The organism is Alsobacter sp. R-9, from assembly GCF_054612375.1.
In genome coordinates, this window is record NZ_JBTSWJ010000010.1 from 119,247 (window position 1) to 140,662 (window position 21,416).

Sequence of the window (21,416 nt, forward strand, 5' to 3'; positions counted from 1 at the left end):
TTTCGGCGCCGCCTTTATCACGCCTTGGCCATGGCGCGATACTCCGCCGCCCGGTCATGGAAGCGCTGGTGCCACAGTTCGAGGCTCAGCAGTCCCCACGTCTTGCGCGAGAAACGCGAGGCCTGGCCGAAGCTCGACAGGATCACGTCGGCGTTGAGGTAGGGCCGATGCTTGTGTCGCTGCTCGGCAAAAATGTCGACGACGAAGCTCTTGAGCGGTCCCTCGAACCATTCCTTCAGGGGGACAGGGAAGCCCATCTTGTCGCGCCGCTCGACGATCGAGGACGGGAGCACGTCCTTGTAGACGGTCTTCATCAGCTGCTTCATCTGGCCGCCCTTGAACTTCACGTCCGCGGGGACCGTCGCCAGGAACTCGACGAGCGGGTGATCGAGGAAGGGGACGCGGCTCTCGAGGCCATGGGCCATGCTCATGCGGTCCTCGACATGCAGCAGCGCCGGCAGGAGGCACTTGAAGTCGAAGTGGGTCATCTTGTCGAAGTAGGCTTCCTTGCGCACGTTGTCCCGGTTGTTGAAGATCGTGCGGAAAGCCTCGAACACACGCGCCTTGTCGAGCGCGGCCCAGTCCACTTCACCGACCATGTCCGTGGAGCGGTCGACGAGGCGGAAGTAGCGCCTGTCGAGTTCGTCGAAGAGGCCCTCCCGCCAGAACTCCTTGATCATGGGCTTGTATTCGCGCAGCAGGCCCAGGTTCGGCACCACCGACTCGATGGTGACGAGGAAGTTCCCGCTCTTGTATGTGCCGTCGATCGCCGCCTTGATGCTTTGCTCGAAGTACGCGACGAGATAGCGGGCATAGCCGCCGAGCAACTCGTCGCCCCCCTGCCCTCCCAGCACCACCTTGAGGTGCCTGGCAGCGAGGGCCGAGACCATGAACTGGGGGAAGGACCCCGGACCGGCGACGGGGAAGTCGAGGTGGTAGATGACGTCGGCTGCGTGACGGCGGAAGTCCTCGGCCGTGATGTCGGCCACATGGAGATCCATCCCCGCCTTGTCCGCGGCCGTCCGGGCGTGAGCGCTTTCGTCATAGCCCGGGTATTCGAGAAAGCGCCCGTGGAACGCGTGGCGGTTCGCGCTGTCCGCCTGCGCGGCGAGGATGGCGACGAGGCTCGAGTCGAGGCCACCCGACACATAGCCGCCGATCGGCACATCGGCTCGAAGATGCATGGCCATGCTGTCGGCGACGAGTTCGCGGAAGCGTTTCTCGAAGTACCGCGGGCTGTGGTCCCAGTCGACCTCGTACTGGACGTCCCAGTACCGCTGGATGGCGAGGGATCCATTCTCGACGACGAGCAGATGCCCCGGCAGAAGACCGTGGATCCCCTTGAAGAGGGTCTTCTCGCCGATCGTGTACTGGAACGTCAGGTACTCGGCGAGCGCGTCCTCGTCCGTCGAGATGTCGGGCAGGAACGGCAGCAGCGCCTTCGCCTCGGAGGCGAAATAGAGGACGCCCTCGGTTTCGGCCCAGTAGAAGGGCTTGATGCCGAACCGGTCCCGTGCCGCAAGGAGCCGCCGGCGACGCCCGTCCCACAAGGCGAAGGCGAACATGCCGCGCAGGTGGCTGACGCAGTCGTCGCCCCACTTCTCGTACGCGGCGAGGATGACCTCGGTGTCGGAGGATGACCGGAAGTGCCAGGAACCTTCCAGGTCCTGCCGCAACTCCAGATAGTTGTAGATCTCGCCATTGAAGCTGATGACCGTGCCGTTTCCGCCCTGCATCGGCTGCGCGCCGCCGGGCGAAAGGTCGATGATCGCGAGCCGGCGATGGGCAAGGCCAACACCCCCGTCGTCGGACACCCACGTGCCCGCGCCGTCCGGTCCACGGTGGGCGATGAGGTTCGACATGACGTTCAGGACGCGCGTTCCAGAAGTCGGTCGCCCCGCGAGGCCATGGTATCCGGCGATGCCACACATGTTCGGATGTCCCGGTTTCTTGTTCGATCAGGCGCGCAGTCGCCGCCGGACCACCTGGAGGGGATAGATCAGCTTCCGGATCCACCATTGCACGCGTTCACGTGTCTCCGGAGACGCTCCCCCGAGAAGGTCCCTGTAGAGGAAGCGATGCGCATTCTCGATCAGGCGCCGCGTGACGAGACGACGCCGCGTGCGCCAACTGGGATTGGACACGGCGGCGAAGGTCCGATCGTCGAGAGGTGCCCTCGATGCTGCCATGGCGGGTTGGAATTCCTCGCTGAGCACTGCGTCGAACTCAGCCACGAATGCCCGAAAGGTGTTGGCAGGATTGCAGGCCACCTCTTCATAGGCCTGCCGGATGATCAGTTCGGCGCGCTCGACGTCCTTGATCGCCGCAACCACCTCGGCATGGTTCGAATGGTCCTTCCGAAGCGGCACGTAGTGGCGCCATGCAACGAGGCGCCCGGAGTAGTCCCCCTCGTACATGACCATCAGCGTGCGAAGCGCGGCCGACTCGAAACAGCGCGGCGAAATCTGGTTCAGACGGATCCGCCCTTCTTCCTCGGCGAAGTAAAGGGACTTCAGCGTCTCGTAGTCCACCGTTGGATCGCGGCGCACGTGGCCATCCACATCGGCCTGGATCCTCCCGGTGAAGTCGAAGACGGACGCGCCGCTCTCCACGCCCAGCATGGCCTTGCAGCGGGTCACGAAGGTGATCCAGTCGTCGCCGTAAAGCCGGTCCTCTTCCCGGTACGAGACGTCGAGGGCCAGGCCGTCCCCTCGTGCGTCGTCGGCAAAACGCAAGCCGATCCGGTACTTCTCCTGGCCCAGGTCGCCCAGCCAGGCCGGAACCTTCCGGGCCCGGTATCCCACGTCGATCGATCGATCGGCATAGGCTGGAACGGATTTCCCCAGCAGATGCTCGGGGACGTAGCCCGTGAGGACGTTGACCATCTTCACGCCCGGCAGGCGTTCCGGCGAATAGACCTTGTGGATCTCCTCGGTGGGAACGCACGTGAAGAGGACGTGGATGCCGATCTGACGCATGGCATCGATCGACGCATCGACGAAGCGGTACTCGTCCTGGATGAAGATGGCCTTCAGACCGGCAAATTGACCGAGACGCTGCCGCGAGGCTTCGCTGAGATAGGTGTTGTGGCAGGCAACCAGCGAATAGTGGACGACAATGGCATCGAAACAATCAAGCTCAAGATTGGGGGGCAGATCGCCGAGAATCGAGAGCTTCCTGACGTGATGCCGCGACATGCCACAAAGCGCATCGATATGTTCGCGGACTGTGGCGGCAATGTCCGTCCGATAATCGCAAAGCAGAAGTACTTCCAATTTACGGTCCATCTCGAGGATCCAATAGCTCCCAGAAACCCGCGGGCTCGTCCTGCTCCAGGAGATCGGACCGACAAGCCTTGCGCTTGCTGCGATACGCGACTCGAGGATGTCTGGACATCCTGGCCTACGCTCCCCTTGCTGGCCGGGAAGCCTTGCCTAACGCCTGCTCGGCAATGTCGAGCAGTTTTCCTTCCTCCGACTGCCAGGAGAGTGCTTTGGCGGCACGGGCAAGGCCTTCGCGGAGCGCCGGGGATCCGGCTTCCTGACCGAGCCGCGAAAGGCCCGCGAGCAGCGATTGCGAACTGAGGGGATCGAACTCCACGCCGAAGTTGAAAGCCGTTGCGATCTCCCGAAGTCGCGGGAGGGGAGGATAGAGAAGAGGCAATCTGGCACTGATCGACTGAAAGAATCGATTTGGCAGTGCCTGCTCGTAATTTTCCGTCTCTGCAAAATACAAGACAACGGCCATATCCGCGGATTCGACGAATGGAACGACCTCGTCCGCAGGGATTCTGCCGCAGAAGTGCACACGAGATTCAACGCCGAGCGCCGCAACGAGGGGGGCGAATTCGCCGAACCCGCCTCCGACAAACGCCACGTGCGTGCTGGCGGGCAGGTGACTCATGCACCGGATGAGCCCTTCGATCGCCGCCCCTCGCTTGGCGTTGCCGATCGCAACCACGAGGGTATCGCCCGGCGGGATGGAGCATCGCTCGCGGACCGTCTGAGGAAGGGGCCGGCGGTCGAGCCGCTCGTCGTGAACGTTTCGAAGGACCATCGGGCGACGACCGGACCATCGTTCATAGAGATCGGCCACGCCGTCCGAGACGGTCAGGAAGGCGGAGGCCGCCTTGATCGCCCGGCGATCCATGAAGGCATAGAAGGGAACCAACCAACCGCGCTCGAACGGCGTGAGCTTCGCCGTCGCATCCATGTCGGAATAAAAGTCATGTGCGTCGTAAATGATGGGTGCGCCATGGCGCCACTTCGCGACGACAGCGGCAGGAAGAAAGTGGAACGAATGTAATATGATCAGGTCTGCCGGAGGCATCATTCGATAGGCTGGCCACCATTGCTTCGTGAGCAGCGCCCACAATGTGATGGCAAATACAACGGGGTGCTTCAGCCAGTCTGGCAGGCGGCGAGAATTCTTGGGGGCCGATGCGCTGACATTGGCCGGCCCCGCCGACGCACCCGCGCTCCCTTCCGAGCCGATCGAACGGACCTCCAAGCCCAATCGGCCGAAGTCCTGGCCACTGGGACGGCCCTCGATCACGACGGACCGGGCGCCGAGCCGCGCGAAGGTGACGGCCTGCTTCAGGGTGCGGCTGTCGGACGTCAGGGAGTTGGGGGTCAAGGAGACGACGGTTCGCCCGGTCCAGCGCGAAGCCGGTTGCTCTCTGTCCTTTGCGGAGCGGGTCGGAGCGGCCTGGGCGTCCACGAATGTCACACGATCGCCGGCTGTGCCGCCCGAAGCCGGGCCGTGAATTCGTCCTGGCTGGGCGGATTGATCAGGACGGCCCGGTGCGGACCGTAGAAGACGAAGAGGGCTCCCGCCGCCGCGGCCGACACACCGTCCTCTGCGACCGCGCGGACGAGGTCGTCGAGGTCCCTCGCACCACCGCACGCGACGAGTGGCACGCCCACGGCTGATGCGACGGACTTCAGCAGGTCGTGGTCGTAGCCCGCCATCGTCCCGTCGCGGTCTACGTCCTGCAGCATGATTTCACCGGCCCCCGCTTCGACGAGGCGACGGGCCCACGCCTCGGGAGACGCCGTCTGCTTCCGGCGTGCGCTCCGGGAGACGACGTGGCGCTTGCCGAAGGGGGATCGACGGACGTCGATGGACGCGCACACGGCCTGCGATCCGAAGAGGTCGGCCACCTCATGCACGAGTTCCACACGCTCGTGCAGCGCTGAATTGATGATGACCTTGTCAGCCCCGCTTCGCAGAAGCCGAGCAGCGTGCTCACGGTTGGTGATCCCGCCGCCGTAGGAGACCGGCATGAAGGCCTCCTCGCAGATCGCCGCGATCAGGTCGAAGTCCGGTCCACGGCCGGCCGGAGTGGCCGATATGTCGAGGATCGTGATCTCGTCCACGGCCTTCGCATTGAAGATCCTGACGGCGTTGATGGGGTCGCCCAGATAGACGGGATTGCGAAACCGCGTGGTCTTCACGAGGCGGCCGTCCGCGATCAGCAGGACCGGGACGAGCCGCGCGTTCGCCTGATCCGTCTCGGACCGCGTCATGTCCGGGCGAACCGCTGGAACAAATCGACGCCGAAGAGATGGCTCTTCTCGGGATGGAACTGGACCCCGGTGATCGCCCCCCTGCCGATCACGGCCGCAAAGTCCTGCCCGTGGCGCGAGGTGGCCACCACGTCGTCCTGGAACTCCGGCTCCAGGCGATAGCTGTGCATGAAATAGAAGCGCAGCTTCGCATGGCGTTCGAAGAGATCATGGTCCCGAAGCGGAACGACCTCCCTCCAGCCTACGTTCGGAACTTTCAGATTCGCGCTCTCCTGAAGCCGAACGACGCGACCGGGGATGAGCGCGAGCCCCTCCGCTTCGCCTTCCTCTCCCCACGACAGGAGCATCTGGGCTCCGACGCACAGCCCCAGCAGCGGGCGACCTCGCGCGATCACGGCCTCCTTGAGAGGCTCCTCGAGGCCTGCGGCGCGGAAACGCTCGACGGCACGGCCGAAATGACCGACGCCCGGAAGGATGAGCCTCGCAGCTCCCGCGACGACGGCATGGTCGCCGGAGATGTCCGCGCGCATGCCGACGTGCTCGGCCATCTTCTGGATCGACCGCAGGTTGCCGACGCCATAGTCCACGATGACCACGGAGGGCAACGTCACGATGCCGTCCTCGCCGGCCGCTTCAGGCGGTCAAGCCGCTTCCTGACGACCCTCGCCACGGTGGCTGGCGTCATCTCGCGCACCAGCATCGCCATCTTCATGGAACGGGCGATCCGACGCTCGCCGGTCGGATAGTCGGTGTGCGGATGGGTGGGACCGTTCATGATCGCGTCCCACTCGACCGTGCTCAGCCTCAACTTCCGCCGCACGAACTCGATGTCCCGGTCGATCCGCTCCTCATCGAAGGGAGGCTTCTGAAGCTCGCGCAAGGCCTGGTCGCGACTGACCGCGCCGGCCAAGACGAGGCTGGCGAGATGCGCTCGCCGCTTGTCGAAACCAAATCGACGAGGGAGGTAGTAGCTCTGGAAGAACTTCGTCCAGTGCGACTCCCAGTGCTTCTCTCCGTAGTCCCTCCACCCGAAGTTTTCAGCCAGCACGACACGCGCCTGTTTCGGATCGTACTCCATGAAGTTGAGGAGATCGACGATCTCGATGCGTGGACGCGTGGGAATTCCTGCAAAGTAGTCGACATACTCGGCAGTCGACATCACGCGATAATGCTTGAGTGGACGTGTCCCGAACCGTGCGTGGATCGCGCGGAGGTGAACGCCGTCCATGGCCGAGTAACCCCATGCCTTGGGCAGGACCGACTCGCTGGCGTAGTTCCGTCCCTGAAGCTGGAAGTTGATCTTCCATTTCCGGGCTTCGCCATACAGGAACGAGAAGAAGCTGTGATCCTGGGGAATGTCCTGGTTGGGAACGCCGGCCTTCAGGAAGGCAACCTGCAGGTCCCGCATCTCGTCCCAGTCGACGACCTTGGTGACGAGGTCCATGTCGAGCGTGCGGAGCAGTCTTTCGATGTTGCCGACGGCGATTTCCGAGTTCCAGCCGGCATCGACATGGACAGCGAGACACCGCAATCCGAGCTCCTTTGCCTTCACGGCGAGGTAAGAGCTGTCGACGCCGCCGCTCAGGCCGATGATGCAATCGTAGCGCTGCCCGGCCTGTACTCGCTTGATGCGATCGACCCATTGCCGGATGTGGCGCGCTCCCTCCTCGCCCGTCATCCACTGCCCTCGACGCTTCACGTCGTCGAGGTTGTGGCAGTGGTTGCATACGCCGGCTTCATCGAAGGTGATGAGCGGGTCGCTGCTGTCCATGACGCAGCGCGTGCAGATCCTGTAGCGCAGCGATGTGGAGCCGATGTCAGGCATGTTCGGACAGGAACGACTCGAACGCCGTTCCACAGCGATCGAACAGAGGTGAAGCAGGACGCGGAGCCGGTGCAGCTGCTACCGCATTCCCCAGCTGCGCGAGGTCGTTGCAGACGATCGCGTCACCGGCCTCGACCACGGGTCCCATGGTCGTGCTCATACCCGCCAGAAAAGCCACCGTCGGAAGCCCCAGCGCCGTGCTCTCGGCGACGGCTGTCGAGGCCGCACCCAGGGCGGCCGTACAACCGGCAAGAAACTCGTGGATGCTTTCGATGCGGGGGTCCGTGACGACCGCATCACGAAGACCGGCCTCCGCGATGGCCCTCGCATAGGGAAACGGATCAGTCGGATGTGGCCGGACGGCAATTTCGGCGTCAGGGTTGGCGCGGCGCAGGTCGGACAGAACAGGGGGGACCCGGTCCCCGAAAAGCTGGTCCCCGGTCAGGACCGCAAGCCGCGGCCGGTCCGGAATTCGATGCGATCGCTTCTCCAACGCATCCTCGAGCGCGCGATATCCGCAGGCTCGCCGCTGCATGCCGAGCGGGTAGTTGACCCGGTCTCGCCACCACTCGCCGAAGGTGAGGAAGACGTCAGGCACATGGTCGAGCCTGACGGGGACGGGATAATGGTAGGCGAGGTGGGCATCGTAGACGAGGCCATGCTGTAGTTCGGCGACCGTCGCGCCGACACCCTTGGCAGCCGCGATCAGTCCCTCGAACCCATAGCTCTGCGTTCCCATGATCACCAGACGGGGTCGCCGCAGCGCAAAGACCGGGGCCCAGAGTCTCCTTTGGCGATCATATTCCGCCTTGGCCGCAAGGGCGTCGGGCACAAGGGACAATCGACCGGGGAAGAGCCTCGCAAAGTCCGACTCGGCTTCCGCCAACCGGCGTGCCACCTCCTCTGGAACACCTGCGGGCTTCTTCCAGATGCGCCCCGCAACGCGGCCCCACGTCAAGGTCAGCGGCTCGGCACGCGCCGTGCGGTCGTCGAGTGGCAGGTCACCGGAAACGGCATCCGGAGAGAGATCGATCAACTGCGCGCCGGCCTGCTTCAGCGCCGGTGACAACGGGTCCGTGTAGAGGTCGAAGCGTGCCCCGCCCCGCCGGGTACCCCGCCCCCAGCGAAACACCATGACCGGCGAGCGGCCAAGGCCAAGGAGAGGATTTCTGTCGATCAGCGACGGTCGCACGCCCGGCAATGCCGGCTGCGATGCGACCTGATACGAGAAGACGCCGATGTCGGTCAGAATCCGAAGAAAGCATCTGAGCCGCATGAGCGACCAGATCTGCACGCCGTCCCAGCCCAGTTCAAAAAGCCGGTGTGACACCTCGACATCATTGAAGGCGCGCAATGCGGCGCCTGCCGCATCCGGGCTGATGTCGGAGGTGCCGGTCACGCTTCGGACGAGGTCCAATCTTGGTCGACCAGGACCATGCCCCCCGGGACCTGAAGGACCAGGTCGGCGTAGTAAGGCGCCGGCACCACGCTGAAGTCGACGATACCCGCGATCTGGTCGACCAGGCGCCCCTCGGCCCGGATGACGGCGTCGATCCAGTAGTGCCCGGGGGTCAACTGGCACCGTGGCAGGGTGACCTCCACCCGGGTGGGACTCGTTACGGCCCGCAAGGCATACCCGACGGGCATGTTGGCCAGCACCGTGACCGTGCTTCGCGCGAGGTCCTTCACCCACAATTCGACGCTGACATCCCTCACCCTGTCGTGCATCGGCGCGAGGACGACTGAAATGCTCGCGGGCTGTCCCACCAGCACGACGGACTGCGTGCCGGTGGTCGGTTCCGTTGCGTCGAGTCGAGCCTCTACCGTCGCCGCGACGACCTGCAACTCGCCCGTTCCTTCCCGATCCGAACGCGAGATGAGGGAAAGGCTCCCGCCCTGCTGGGCGGCCGTGCTGAGATAACCGTCGATGACGTCCCGCGTCGTGCCGTCCTGGACCAGCCGTCCATCCTCCAGGCGTATCGCGCGGGTGCAGACGCCCAGCACCGCCTCCACGCTGTGGCTGATGAACAGAACCACCCTGCCCTCGTTGCGAGCGACGTCACGCATCTTGTTGATGCACCGGCGCTGGAAGGCCGCGTCGCCGACTGCCAGGATCTCGTCGACGATCAGGATTTCCGGTTCGAGATGCGCGGCCACAGCGAAACCGAGCCGGGTCACCATCCCGCTGGAGTAGCGCTTCACGGGCGTGTCGAGAAACTCCTCGACCCCGGAGAACGCGACGATCTCGTCAAACTTCGCGTCGATCTCCGGGCGCCTCATCCCCAGGGTGAGGCCGTTCAGATAGATGTTCTCCCGGCCTGACAACTCGTAGTTGAAGCCAGTCCCGACCTCCAGGAGAGCGCCCACCCTCCCGCGGATGCGCGCGGAGCCGTCGCTCGGGGCCGTGATCCGGCACAGCACCTTGAGCAGCGTGCTCTTGCCGGCGCCGTTGGGACCCATCACCCCCAGAACTTCCCCGGGGCCGACCGAGAACGACACATCATCGAGGGCCTTGAGCACATCCCCGACGATACGCTCCGTCGATGTGGTCGCCCGTCGTGCCTGCTGGGGCAAGCTCGCGAACATCCGTTCCGAAAGAAAGCGGCCGAGACCGCCGCCTCCGGATCGACCGATGCGGTAGTACTTCGAGAGGCCGTGGGCCTCGATCATCGCCCCCATTCCGCGCCCCTCACAACCGGTCGACCATGGTGAGGCTCGTCCGCTGGAAGAAGACGAGGCCGGAGCCGAGGATCAGCGCGACAACCGCCACGGAGAGTGCGAGGTCCTCCAGGTGGGGGGGCGCTCCACCCAACAGCGACCACCGGGCCCCTTCGACGATGGCCGCCATGGGATTCAGGTAGACCAGGGTCCGCCACGGTTCGCCGAGCACGCTGGGGGAATAGACGATCGGGGTCACGAAGAACCCCAACTGGAGCAATGACGGCAAAGCAACCTGGACGTCCCGCACATAGACGTTCAGCGGAGCAAGCCAGACGGCGACGGCAAGTGCCGACAGGGCAGTAAGAAAAACAAACAAAGGCAGGAATGCCACGTTTCCCGACGGAATGAATCCGTAGTATAAACAAATCAGTGAGAATATGACGGCCGAGAAAATCAGCTCGACCATTGCCGTTGCTATGGGATAAACGACTACGATCAACCTTGGAAAGTACACCTTGGCCACGAGCTGCGCATTGGACGCCAGACTTGGGACGGCCAGACCGACTGCCTTGTGAAAGAACTGCCAGATGAGAAAGCCCGCGAAAAAGAAGAGTGCGTAAGGCTTGCCGTCGGACGCAAAAGCGCCGATCCGCCCAAAGATCACGGTGAAGACCAACATCGCCATCAAGGGCTGAAGGAGGTTCCATGCGAACCCCATCAGGGTCTGGCGATAGCGCGCGCGGATGTCGCCGGCGACCAGCGCGACGATCAGGCTTCGGGCCGACCAGAGCTCCAGAAGATCGGGCATCGACCAGCCCGAGGGGCGCCGCAGCAGAGTTTCCGGCAGGTCGCGCGACGACGCGCCCCCAAGCCCTGCGTCTTCGCCGGGTCGTTCCAAGGTCATGAGGACTTGCCGGCTTCCTGCGAGGAGAGACCTTCCACGTCTCCCGCCTGCAGGGGATCGCCTCGGCGCAGGTCCCTGCCGGCTTTTCGCCCAAGGACCGCCGGCAGATACACGGGAGGCAAGCCCAGGCTGGGCCTGATGGACCTGACGTTTTCCTTCGTGAACAACTCCCCGGCAGCCACGTCCCTGACGACGTAGAGGGAGCGCCGAAACTGGGTGTTGGCCGCTTCGCTGGACTTGATCCGGCGTGTTGCCGAGCCCAGGGCGGAGAATGCAGTCCGGACCCCCTGAACGAGGCGCGACATCTCGTGCGGCTCGAGCGAGAACTCCGCGTCCGGCCCGCCGTCGCTGCGCGCGAGCGTCATGTGCTTCTCGATGATGCACGCCCCGAGTGCGACGGCCACGGTGGCCACGTCAGTTCCCAGCGTGTGATCCGACAAGCCGATCGGACAATCGTACCGGCGAGCGAGATCCGGTATCTGGAGGCAGTTCGCCTCGTCGGCAGGCGTCGGATACCCCGAAACGCAGTGCAGGAGCGCAACCCCACCCGCCCCAGCGGCCCGCGCCTCTCGCAACGCCACTTCGATCTCCTCGAAGGTGGCCATTCCGGTCGAGATGATGAGAGGGCGCCCCGTTGCGGCGGCGGCCCGGATCAGGGGGATGTCGACGATCTCGAAGGAAGCGATCTTGTAGGCCGGCGCATCGAGCGTCCCGAGGTAGTGCACGGCGGTTTCGTCGAAGGGCGACGAGAAACAGTGAAGTCCGCGCTCGCGGGCCCGTGCGAAGAGCTGCGGATGCCACTCCCAAGGCGTGTGCGCCTCCTTATAGAGGTCGTAGAGCTTGCGTCCGCCCCATGGACCACCGGCAATCACGAACCCCGGACCGTCATGGTCGATGGTGATCGTGTCGGCAGTGTAAGTCTGCAGCTTCACGGCATCGGCACCCGCTTCTGCCGCCGCGTCAACGAGGCGCAAGGCGCGTTCAAGCTCGCCGTTGTGGTTCCCGGACAGTTCCGCAATCACATAGGGAGGGTGGGATGGCCCGATAGGCCGCCCCGCGATGCTGAATGCGCTCATGTGCCTATGCTCTCGTACCAGCGTCCGCCGTCCGCCTGCCTGATGAACCGATATCCCGACGCTTCGAAAAGCTTGCGCGAGGGCGCATTCTCTTCGAGCACGAAGGCCTGAAGGCGAAGGCCACTCAAGCCGCGCAAGACGGACAACGCTGCCCCCGCGACACCCCGCCGGTGCCAGGCCGCATCGATCGCGATGCTGACCTCGGCCTGCTCCTCGCCGAGAACATCGAGACGAACATAGCCGACGGCGATGCCCGAAAGCTCGACCACGAACAGCATGCGATGCCGCGCCGCCAGCAGAGACTTCACCCAGGCGTCGTGCTCATCGGCCGTCGGAGGCTCGGGTCGCCGCGCGTACCGCCTCGTCTCGGGTCGTGACTGGAGCCAGAGAAGCCAGTCGCTGTCCGAGGGCTCGAACAGCCTGAGGACCAAACGATCCTCCCCGAGTTCGGCAGGCCTCGTCATCGCAGCGGTGATCCGCTGAACGCCCCGACCATCGACAGCGCGGAGTCCGGCGTCAGATTGCCTGCCCCGGAGATGGGGGTCGTGCAGGAGCGCCAGGACCGCCGCCTGCAAGGCCCGTGGATCGTTCCACTCATGGCGATCGAGGACCGTTGCGGCGCCGAGCCGCCTGAGGCCCTTCGCGAGGCCGACCTGATTCTCCGCGAGCACGCAGGCGACCTGAGGAACGCCGAGACAGGCGCGCTCGAGGGCGGACGAGCCCGCCGCCCCGATCACCAGCCCGGCATGCAGCAGCAACTGCTCCAGATCGGCAGGATCCACGAGGATCTCGGCGCGATCCGAAAAGGACGCACGAACGGAAGGCAGGTGCGGAGCCGAAGGCCCAAGGACAACCTGGATGCGCCGGGTGCCAGCCGCCTGTCCCAAGGCCTCCAGCACCGTGGCCGTCACGTTGGCTGGATCCGACGCACCCATCATGACGACCAATGCCCCATCGGGGTCAGGCCGACGCTCGCGCGGTCGGGCCGACATGAGGGTTGATCGGATGGGCACGTAGGAGAGCCCCGTAAGGACCCTGCACGAAGCGGGGACCTTACCTGCGTAGTCCGAAGCGTCCCGCAAGGGTCCCGTATCGACGAGCACGTCCACGTCATGGTGCCGGTCGGCGAGGTCGTCGAAGGCCATCAAGACATCCGCCTGGCGGCGCCACGGATGCTCCACGGCTGCATCGATCGAATAGCCGTCGAAGACGGCGCGCTCGAATCGTGCGGCGGAGGCAACCCCTGCCCGGGCCTGGTTGAACGCAGCCGTTGCCTTTGGAAGAACGTCTCCATGCTCGCCGTGATAGCGCAGGTCGCTCCTCGTCCCGATCATCGACCAGAATTCAGCGAGGGCCGCACACCGGGCGAGATGCCCTCCGCCGACCGCCGGACTGGCCTCGACCACGAAGCAGGCCGACGGCGACGTCACTTGCGGAACAGCCACCACGTCAGGTTGTCCAGTCCCGTGGTGCGTTTCCACGCGAAGCCCCACTTGACGGGCTCGAGGTCCGGATAGAGGTCGAGCCAGAACCCGCCGAAGTCCCGCTTGAACAACAGATCGTCGTGGCCGCGGTAGTGGATCGACTCTGCCTTGTCCGAGAAGTACTCGATGCAGACGATGTAACGCCGCGCGCACCGGTAGATCTCACGGCAGGACCGCTCAAGGTCAGCCGGCGGCACATGGATCAAGACACCGCTCGTGAAGGCGAGATCGGCGGTTTCATCGGGAAAGTCGATGGCCGTGGCAACGCCAGGTCGCACCCTGTCCTTCCCCACCACGCCGTCGGCCACGAGCTTCTCTCGGGCCTTGTCATTGGGTTCCACGGCGAAGAACTCGGCCGCGGTCAGGTTCCTGAGCGCCCGAAGGTTGATCCCGATGTTGGCGCCCACCTCGAGGATCGACTGGGGCTGTGCGGCCCCCAGACCGGACAGGATCTCAGCCCACAATTGCGTCCGCGCCCTCAGGGCCGCGTCCGTTGCAGCGTTGCGTTCGATGTAGCGGTCACCGAACTCACCGCGCCACATTCCTATCTGATGGCCCGTCTGGTTCATCTGCCTTCCCCGATCAACGTTCTCTTCGCATGGATGAGCCTGCTCAACACGCGACCCAGCACCTCATGACCCGCTGCACTCAGATGGTGCCCGTCGGACTGCGCCACGTAGCGCTCCATCCTCCCGGCACGCCGGCGGATCGCATCCGAGAGCCGCAGGCGAACGACGTTCTCCGCGCGCCCTCGCACGGCCTGGTCGATCAAGCGGTCGAAGGCGTCGGCGCTGTCGGCAAACCCCGGTGAGTGCCGGTTGATCGCCGCGGTCACGGGGAGAATCCCCACCACGATCACCAGCCTGTAGCGCGACGAGGCGTGCTCGACCCAATCTCCGAGGACTTTCAGATAGTGCTCGGGATCGGTCAGTCGCCACGACAGCCCGGAATCGAGAAGGTGTCGGCGGTTCTTGTGCAGGAGCGTCACGATCGGCGTGCGGAGTGAGGTCGGAAGACGCGACACCATGTTCCGCAACCCGGACGGCAGCGGCCTTGGCGCGCAATCGACGATACCGCTCTGGATGATCACGACGCCCTTGTCTTCCGGCGCGAGATACGATTCGTCGTTGCGGTAGATCTGGCTGAGATCGCCGATGCTGACGGCCGGACGCGATCGATTGAACACAAGGACTTCCCGGCCGCTTTGCCCAACGAGTTGGCGACGCGCCGTCTCGCCATAGGTGTTCCGGTACGAAATGCCCTCCGACACACGCGGCATCGCGAGGGAGTCGCCGTAGATCGATATCAGCATCTAGTTGACGGATGACCAGTCCAGGACCGGCGCCCCATCCCAGAACAGAACCGATCGGGGAAGCTCGGCCATCAATGCGGCCAGGCGCGGCGTGGCGTCGTAAGCCCGGATGACTTCGGCGAGATCGATACGCCCCGTGGAGCGACCTAACGCTTCAAAGAGATCCCGGCAAACGATGAGATCCTCGGGAAAATCCACGGTGAGCCGGATATCGCGACGTCGAAGCGGCTCGTCGGGCCAGATCGCCTCGACCTGGAATTCCTCGAGATGTTCCCGCGCGTACAGCGAACACAGCTCGCTACGGTGGCGCTCGGTGCCGTTTTCGTGCGAGCGGGCAAGCGCTGCCAAGGTGTAGATCTCGAAGTGCGAACCGATCGGCAGGCTGTCGGTGACGGTGATGTCATTGGCTCGCGCAACGTGCCGATCCCAGAGAGCCTCGATGGGGTCGTGCCACTGGAACGGTGACTCCGTCGTGACCCTGAAGACGTCTGTGGCGCCGACCAGCCGGCCGCCTCGGATCAACCTGGACAGGACGTCGCGTTCGTCACCCATGCAGTAGGCGAGACCGTGGCGCCGCGCATAGTCGCGAAAGCATTCGTTCTCGATCCCTTCGGAGATCGCGAGGACGATGTCCCCGATCGCCTTCTTGGACCTCAGGGTCTCGACGATCTGGTCGAGGATCGTGACACCGGGAGCCAGGTTCTGGAGCGGCTTGCAATAGAGTCTGCTGCTTCCAGAGCGGCATGCGAGAACGGCCGCGAGGCGCCTCATTCGAAGCACTCCCCAAGCACGGCATCCCCCGCCTTCACGCTCCTGACGAGACGGCGTCCGACGACCTCGGCGGGGTTGTGGAACCCCTCTCCTGCCCCGATGCGTCCGGTCCGCTTCAGCGTCATCGCACCGGGCTCGATCAGGCTGCCCTGGACTAGATCGCGCGTGAAGATGAGCTTCTTGATGTACTTGTCACGATAGACCAGTTCTTCGGGAAGAAGCTCGTACTTGTATGAACCGTTGACCGTCTCAGCCCTGCGCATCTGCTCGACGTAGGCGGCGAACTCGGACGGCGTCAGAGCGGAGACGAAACTGTCGAACTTCATGAAACGATCGATGGTCAGGTGTTTCTCGACGTAGTCGACGTCCAGCGCGATGGCCATTGCCGACACGATCGAGGAGTCGGGCCCATCGCCGCGTGTGTGATCCATGAAGCCCACCCGCGCCTCGGGCGCGAGCGCACGCAGCGCGACGAGGCGTCCAAGCGACGTCTTCTCGATGGGGGTCGGTTCAGCCTGATACCCGCAGAACAGGATCGTCCGCGCCAGGAGATCCCTCTTCCGCAGCCACTCGATCTTGTCCTGAAGCTCGTCCAGCAGAATGCCCGCCGATGAAAGGATGACGAGCGGAGCCGCCTCGTAGGCGGACTGGATCAACTCATCGTTGAAAAAATCAGCGGCGTGCAGTTTGACAGCATGAACATCGAGGCGACGAACGATCCGGGCACCCGTGGATCCGAATACATCCATGATCAGCTTGATTCCCAGGCTCTTCGCAGCCCCGGACAAGCCGATCCACTGATCTTCCGTGAACTCGACCTTCTTGTACCACGGATAGTATTCGTAATCCGGCTCGGCAAGATCGTCAGCGATGACCAGCTGGAACTTGACCGCATCGGCGCCAGCCTGTGCTGCGGCCTTGATCAGGTGAAGCGCATAGGTCTCGTTGCCTTCATGCCCTTGCGCCGCTTCCGCGATGATGAATGTCATGAGATGCTCCAAACGCGCCTTTCGGCGACCGCCCTCTATCCGCCTCGAACACTCAGTCCAGCGAGCCGCATGGCATCCCGCATCTGGGCCGGCGTCTGCTCCGTGAACTGGAACAGGGCGCCCGCGGCGACGCCCGAGGCTCCAGCTTTCACGGCATCGATGAAGTCGTTCGCCGAGCAGGCGCCACCAGCGCCGATCAGGGGGACAGGAACGGCGGCAGCCACGCGGCCGATCAGCCCGATGTCGAGTCCGGACAGTGTTCCGTCGCGCCCGACGTGGGTGAGAAGGATCTCGCCCGCGCCCAGGGCGGAGCAATGGCGGGCCCACTCCAGGGGGTCCCTCCCGCTGTCCACCGTCCCACACCGTCCGACCACCGTATGGCGGCCGCCGATCTCCGCAACGTCGATGGAGACGACGATGCACTGGGCACCGAACTCCACGGAGGCAGCCCTCACGATTTCGGGATTCTCGAGGGCCGCTGAATTGATGGCGACCTTGTCGGCGCCCACGGCGAGCAGCGACCGTACGTCGTCGACCGACTTGACGCCGCCACCCACCGTGAGCGGCATGAAGCAGTTGTCGGCAAGTTCGTCGATCTGCTGGAAGTCCGGCGAGCGGCCTTCCGGCGTGGCGGCGATATCCAGGAAGACGAGTTCGTCGACGTCCCGCATGTTCATGACACGCACGGCCTGCATCGGCGTTCCGACGCGCCTCCAGGAACTGAAGCCCTGTCCCTTCACGAGGCTCGTCCCGTTGAAGAGGAGACTGGGGATCACCCTTGACTTCAGCATGATCCTGACCGGTCGCGCCTTGGGGCGGGCGTCATGGCTGGCAAGCCTGATGGCAGCGGCGCCGTCAGGACGCGAGGAAGTTGCGGAGCACCCTGAAGCCGTTCTTCTGGCTCTTCTCAGGGTGGAACTGCGTTCCGAAGATCGGTGCGGCGGGAGAGGCGATGGCCGAGACGAACGAGCCCGAATAAGGCGTCGTCCCAGCCACCCACGCCTGGTCGTCGGGAACGAGGTGATAGGAGTGAACGAAGTAGAAGTCGGGCCGTGCTGCAAGCCCGGCGAAGAGGGAGGAAGAAGAGCAGTCTTCAACTTCATTCCAGCCCATGTGCGGAATGCGTTCCCCTTGGACCGGCGAAAGACTCGTCACTGTCGCCTCGAGGAGTCCGAGCCCGTCGCATGCTCCGTGCTCGGTCCCTTTCGTCGCCATCAATTGCATTCCCAGGCAGATCCCCAGAAAGGGAACTGCCCCGTCGGCGACCCTCACCCGGATTGCGTCCACGAGGCCCCACTCGGCGAGGTTCGCCATGGCGCGAGGGAAGGATCCGACTCCCGGAAGGACGAGCCTGTCCGCCGCTTCCACGACCCGGGGGTCACGCGTCACCGACACCGATGCACCACACTCGTCCAGCGCGCGGGCGATGGAGTCGATGTTGCAGAGCGCGTAGTCGACGACGACGACCGAAGGTCTCATCAGCCCGGCTCGAACAGCGGGATCAAGCGCCCATCGGCGCCCTTGACCGGCTTTCCGCGGTTGTCGGTTCGAAACAGCTTCTTGTTGGTGAAGCGATCACAGACGGCGTCGAACTCCTCACGCGGCATGGAGATCTCGCCGAGGATGTCGTCGAGCGGCTTGCCGAGGCACGTGGCCGGATAGGCCCCGTCATGGCGGCGGATGAGGTCGACCGCGTCGCGTCGGGTGAGACGTCCGCGCCTGATGTGGTTGTTCGCGATGTCGGTGGCACGACCGAACCCGAACTTCAGATATTTGAAGTAGTCGTGGATCCCGGTCTGGTGGTTGTCGAGGTTCTCGTAGTTCGCCAGCGATCCCTCAACGAGCACCGGGGACGTCTCGAAACCGAAGCCCTGCGCGATGAGGGCGTTCTGGTAGCCATCCCATGGGAAGAAATAGCCGAGGAAGATGCCCGTCACTCCTGCGGCGCGGAGTTCTTCGTCCGTCGGATATGTGAACTGGATCAGGTCACGCTTCCCGATCCCCTCCTGCCCGACGAGATCGGCCACCCTGAGGCCCAGCAGTCCCCCGAACTCCTCCAGCCATCGGCGCGTGAGCACGCTGTCTGACTGCGCAGTGGCCGGCCCGCCATACTCGTGCTGGGGGTTCTCGCCCCACACGATCAGCGGAATGCGCATCTGGACCGCGATGCGGACCGGGATCGTGAAGATCGTCACATGCTCGGGCCACGAGATGTCTCCGATCTCGGCCAGGCAGATCCGGTTCATCGTGCGACGCACCACCCTGTTGGTGGTGACCTCGACATGATCGACGCCAAGACGGGAGATGTTCTCCAGGTTGCGCCGACCGATCGCGGAAAGGCTGTCGGTCGTGGACGTGACGCACAGCGGGTTCAGGCCATGCTGAAGCAGCTTGATGACCTGATAGGTCGAGTCCTTGCCGCCCGATACCGGGACGATGCAATCGTAATTCGAACCATCCTCGCAGCGGTACCGGTCCGTGATGGACTTGAACTGCTGCTCCCGCGAAGCCCAGTCCACGGCCGGGCGATTGCGGAATGCGATGCAGGCGCTGCAGGTCCCGGCGTCGTCGAACCAAAGGTCCGGCTTCGTCTCGGGATAGAGGCAGGACGTGCAATAGCGGAGCATCGGCGGTCCCCGATCGGTCAGTGAACGAGAGAACTCAACGCCGCGACGACCCGCTTCTGATCCTGGTCGGTCAGCGCCGGATAGAAGGGAATCGAGAGGCATCGGGAGAAGTAGGCCTCGGCACCGGGCAGCCGAGGGGTCGGGCTCGCCTCCCGGTAATAGGGCTGGAGGTGCACCGGCAGGTAATGGACCTGCGTGCCGATGCCAGCGGCCCTCAGCTGCTCCATCACGACCCGTCGGGACTTCCCGAGTGCCGTGAAGTCGACGAGCACCGGATAGAGATGCCAGCCGTCCGGTCCCTCGCCACGGGGCACGGGCCGTACGATCGGAGCAAGGGAGGCGAGCGCGCGGTCGTACTGCGCCGCCAGCGTGCGGCGACGCGCCATGAAGTCGTGCAGACGCATCAGCTGCGAACGTCCCAGCGCGCACAGCACATCCGGCAGCCGGTAGTTCCAGCCGACCTGATGCATCTCGTAGTGCCAGGGATTCGGCTGCCCGTCGTCGAACGCGACGTCACCCAGCATGAAGCGTGACGGGTCGCGGACCATGCCATGCGACCGGAAGTTTGCCATCGCTTCGGCCAGCGCCGCGTCGTTGGTGACGGTGAAGCCCCCCTCACCCGTGGCGATGGTCTTGACCGGGTGGGTCGAGAAGCACGCGATCCGGGATGGGCTGGCGGCATCCCATCTGTAGGACGCGCCGAGCGCATGGGCGGCGTCCTCGATGAGGTCGATCTTCCGGTCGGCGAGAAGCCCGGCGAGCGACGGGAGATCACAGAACTGGCCGTTGAGATGCACGGCGAAGGCTGCCTTGACCCGCCGCCCCGACGGGACGCGCCCGAGCGCCTCGAGCATAGACTTCTCGGTCACGAGACCCGTATCGGGGTCGACGTCGGCGAAGATGACGTCGGCTCCGCACATCCGGACCACGTTGGCCGTCGCAAGAAAGGTCAGCGTCGGAACGATGACGGCGTCGCCGGGACCGATTCCAACAGCCAGCATGGCGAGGTGAAGCGCCGCCGTGCCCGAGTTGCAGACGACCACATGCCGGGCGCCCGTGATGGCCGCCAGTTCGCCTTCCAGCTTGGACACTTCGGGTCCGGTCGTCAGGTAGTCCGACCGGAGGGCCGCCGCCACGGCCGCCACGTCGCTGTCGTCGATGGACTGCCGACCGTAGGGAAGAAGCGTCGGCTGGCTCATGAGAGAAGGGCCCTGAACGATTCCGCGTCGAACCATTCCGGATTGGTGTTGGACGCGTAGCGGAACGATTCGTCGACGGACCGGACGGGACCCAAGGGCGCCAGATGATCCGCGGACCATGCCTGGAGCGGTGGGCAGATGACGTAGCGGTCGGCGAGTTCGAGGGTGTTCCTCGCGTCGTCTTCCGTAATCATCACCTCGTGCAGTTTCTCGCCGGGGCGAATGCCGACGGTCCTGTGCGGCAGGCCCGGCGCCATGAGAGACGCGAGATCCGTGATCTTCATGGACGGGATCTTGGGCACGAAGATCTCTCCGCCGCGGGCAATGGCGGCGGAGGAGAGAACGAAATTGACCCCCTGCTCCAGCGAAATCCAGAAGCGGGTCATGCGCGGGTCCGTGATGGGGATCTCCGTCGCCCCCTTCAGGACGAGGTCCCTGAAGAACGGGACCACCGATCCTCGCGAGCCGACCACGTTGCCGTATCGGACGACCGAGAAGAGGGTCCCGCCCAGGCCCGACAGATTGTTGGCGGCAACGAAGATCTTGTCCGATGCAAGCTTGGAGGCCCCGTAGAGGTTGACCGGGTTCGCGGCCTTGTCCGTGGACAACGCGATGACCTTGCGCACTCCGGCGCGCAGCGAGGCCTTCACGACGTTTTCCGCGCCGTTCACGTTCGTGAGGATGCATTCGAACGGGTTGTATTCCGCCGCCGGGACGATCTTCATCGCCGCCGCATGGACCACGAGATGGATGCCGCGGAACGCGAGCTCCAGCCGGTCGAGGTCGCGGACATCGCCGATGAAGAAGCGGACACGCTCGAGAGCCCCGGGAAAGAGCTCCGCGATCTCCCGGGCCATGACCTCCTGCTTCTGCTCGTCCCGCGAGAACACGACCAGACGTGCCGGCCGCACGGCCGCGCCGAGCAGATGCTTGACGAAGGCCCGTCCGAAGGACCCGGTCCCCCCCGTGACGAGGATCGACATCGAGGCAACGTCGAGCGGCGGAGTGTCGAAGCGCCGGGAGGCGGAAAGCGACGGCAT

At 64.5% G+C, this 21,416-nt stretch carries 20 protein-coding genes; all 20 read right to left on the reverse strand.

The annotated features are described in order from the left end of the window. Window positions 1-17: 17 nt before the first annotated feature. Window positions 18-1,931: an asparagine synthase (glutamine-hydrolyzing) gene (asnB, locus tag ACX9GQ_RS16715; RefSeq protein WP_459630703.1), complete on the reverse strand. Its 1,914-nt coding sequence runs from the start codon at window positions 1,929-1,931 to the stop codon at window positions 18-20. Window positions 1,932-1,958: 27 nt separating this feature from the next. After that, window positions 1,959-3,287, reverse strand: coding sequence for a hypothetical protein (locus tag ACX9GQ_RS16720; RefSeq protein WP_459630704.1), 1,329 nt, complete (start codon window positions 3,285-3,287; stop codon window positions 1,959-1,961). Between the two features lie 115 nt (window positions 3,288-3,402). After that, the gene (locus ACX9GQ_RS16725) at window positions 3,403-4,719 is read right to left on the reverse strand and encodes a glycosyltransferase (RefSeq protein WP_459630705.1); all 1,317 of its coding nucleotides are present in this window, start codon (window positions 4,717-4,719) and stop codon (window positions 3,403-3,405) included. A 5-nt stretch (window positions 4,720-4,724) separates the two neighbouring features. Then, window positions 4,725-5,528 (reverse strand): AglZ/HisF2 family acetamidino modification protein, encoded by an 804-nt coding sequence (locus tag ACX9GQ_RS16730; RefSeq protein ID WP_459630706.1) that lies wholly within the window; start codon window positions 5,526-5,528, stop codon window positions 4,725-4,727. After that, window positions 5,525-6,139 (reverse strand): imidazole glycerol phosphate synthase subunit HisH, encoded by a 615-nt coding sequence (hisH, locus tag ACX9GQ_RS16735; protein ID WP_459630707.1) that lies wholly within the window; start codon window positions 6,137-6,139, stop codon window positions 5,525-5,527. The genes ACX9GQ_RS16730 and hisH (ACX9GQ_RS16735) overlap by 4 nt, the downstream gene beginning before the upstream one ends. Then, a complete protein-coding gene (locus ACX9GQ_RS16740) occupies window positions 6,136-7,353 on the reverse strand; it encodes an N-acetyl sugar amidotransferase (protein WP_459630708.1) in 1,218 nt (405 codons plus the stop codon). The genes hisH (ACX9GQ_RS16735) and ACX9GQ_RS16740 overlap by 4 nt, the downstream gene beginning before the upstream one ends. Then, window positions 7,346-8,752, reverse strand: coding sequence for a hypothetical protein (locus ACX9GQ_RS16745; protein ID WP_459630709.1), 1,407 nt, complete (start codon window positions 8,750-8,752; stop codon window positions 7,346-7,348). Before ACX9GQ_RS16745 ends, ACX9GQ_RS16740 begins: the two co-directional genes overlap by 8 nt. Beyond that, window positions 8,749-10,023 carry an ABC transporter ATP-binding protein gene (locus ACX9GQ_RS16750; protein WP_459630710.1) on the reverse strand — a complete coding sequence of 425 codons (1,275 nt, stop codon included), beginning with the start codon at window positions 10,021-10,023 and terminating at the stop codon, window positions 8,749-8,751. The genes ACX9GQ_RS16745 and ACX9GQ_RS16750 overlap by 4 nt, the downstream gene beginning before the upstream one ends. 19 nt (window positions 10,024-10,042) lie before the next feature. Beyond that, a complete protein-coding gene (locus ACX9GQ_RS16755) occupies window positions 10,043-10,918 on the reverse strand; it encodes an ABC transporter permease (RefSeq protein WP_459630711.1) in 876 nt (291 codons plus the stop codon). Beyond that, window positions 10,915-11,994 (reverse strand): pseudaminic acid synthase, encoded by a 1,080-nt coding sequence (pseI, locus tag ACX9GQ_RS16760; protein ID WP_459630712.1) that lies wholly within the window; start codon window positions 11,992-11,994, stop codon window positions 10,915-10,917. Before pseI ends, ACX9GQ_RS16755 begins: the two co-directional genes overlap by 4 nt. Next, entirely contained in the window at window positions 11,991-13,442 is a 1,452-nt protein-coding gene (pseG, locus tag ACX9GQ_RS16765; RefSeq protein ID WP_459630713.1) for a UDP-2,4-diacetamido-2,4,6-trideoxy-beta-L-altropyranose hydrolase, read from the reverse strand. Before pseG ends, pseI begins: the two co-directional genes overlap by 4 nt. Continuing rightward, window positions 13,421-14,047 carry a pseudaminic acid biosynthesis-associated methylase gene (locus ACX9GQ_RS16770; protein WP_459630714.1) on the reverse strand — a complete coding sequence of 209 codons (627 nt, stop codon included), beginning with the start codon at window positions 14,045-14,047 and terminating at the stop codon, window positions 13,421-13,423. The genes pseG and ACX9GQ_RS16770 overlap by 22 nt, the downstream gene beginning before the upstream one ends. Then, window positions 14,044-14,790, reverse strand: a complete 747-nt coding sequence (locus ACX9GQ_RS16775) for a hypothetical protein (RefSeq protein ID WP_459630715.1) — start codon at window positions 14,788-14,790, stop codon at window positions 14,044-14,046. Before ACX9GQ_RS16775 ends, ACX9GQ_RS16770 begins: the two co-directional genes overlap by 4 nt. Further along, entirely contained in the window at window positions 14,791-15,561 is a 771-nt protein-coding gene (locus ACX9GQ_RS16780) for a cytidylyltransferase domain-containing protein (protein WP_459630716.1), read from the reverse strand. It abuts the gene before it with no gap. After that, a complete protein-coding gene (locus tag ACX9GQ_RS16785; RefSeq protein WP_459630717.1) occupies window positions 15,558-16,550 on the reverse strand; it encodes an N-acetylneuraminate synthase family protein in 993 nt (330 codons plus the stop codon). Before ACX9GQ_RS16785 ends, ACX9GQ_RS16780 begins: the two co-directional genes overlap by 4 nt. 35 nt (window positions 16,551-16,585) lie before the next feature. Next, window positions 16,586-17,341, reverse strand: a complete 756-nt coding sequence (gene hisF, locus ACX9GQ_RS16790) for an imidazole glycerol phosphate synthase subunit HisF (protein ID WP_459630718.1) — start codon at window positions 17,339-17,341, stop codon at window positions 16,586-16,588. A 64-nt stretch (window positions 17,342-17,405) separates the two neighbouring features. Further along, the gene (gene hisH, locus ACX9GQ_RS16795) at window positions 17,406-18,029 is read right to left on the reverse strand and encodes an imidazole glycerol phosphate synthase subunit HisH (protein ID WP_459630719.1); all 624 of its coding nucleotides are present in this window, start codon (window positions 18,027-18,029) and stop codon (window positions 17,406-17,408) included. Further along, window positions 18,029-19,177 (reverse strand): N-acetyl sugar amidotransferase, encoded by a 1,149-nt coding sequence (locus ACX9GQ_RS16800; RefSeq protein ID WP_459630720.1) that lies wholly within the window; start codon window positions 19,175-19,177, stop codon window positions 18,029-18,031. Before ACX9GQ_RS16800 ends, hisH (ACX9GQ_RS16795) begins: the two co-directional genes overlap by 1 nt. A 17-nt stretch (window positions 19,178-19,194) precedes the next feature. Beyond that, on the reverse strand, window positions 19,195-20,376 hold the full coding sequence (pseC, locus tag ACX9GQ_RS16805) for a UDP-4-amino-4,6-dideoxy-N-acetyl-beta-L-altrosamine transaminase (protein ID WP_459630721.1): 1,182 nt from the start codon (window positions 20,374-20,376) through the stop codon (window positions 19,195-19,197). Then, complete coding sequence (pseB, locus tag ACX9GQ_RS16810) at window positions 20,373-21,416, reverse strand: UDP-N-acetylglucosamine 4,6-dehydratase (inverting) (RefSeq protein ID WP_459630722.1); 1,044 nt, start codon at window positions 21,414-21,416, stop codon at window positions 20,373-20,375. Before pseB ends, pseC begins: the two co-directional genes overlap by 4 nt.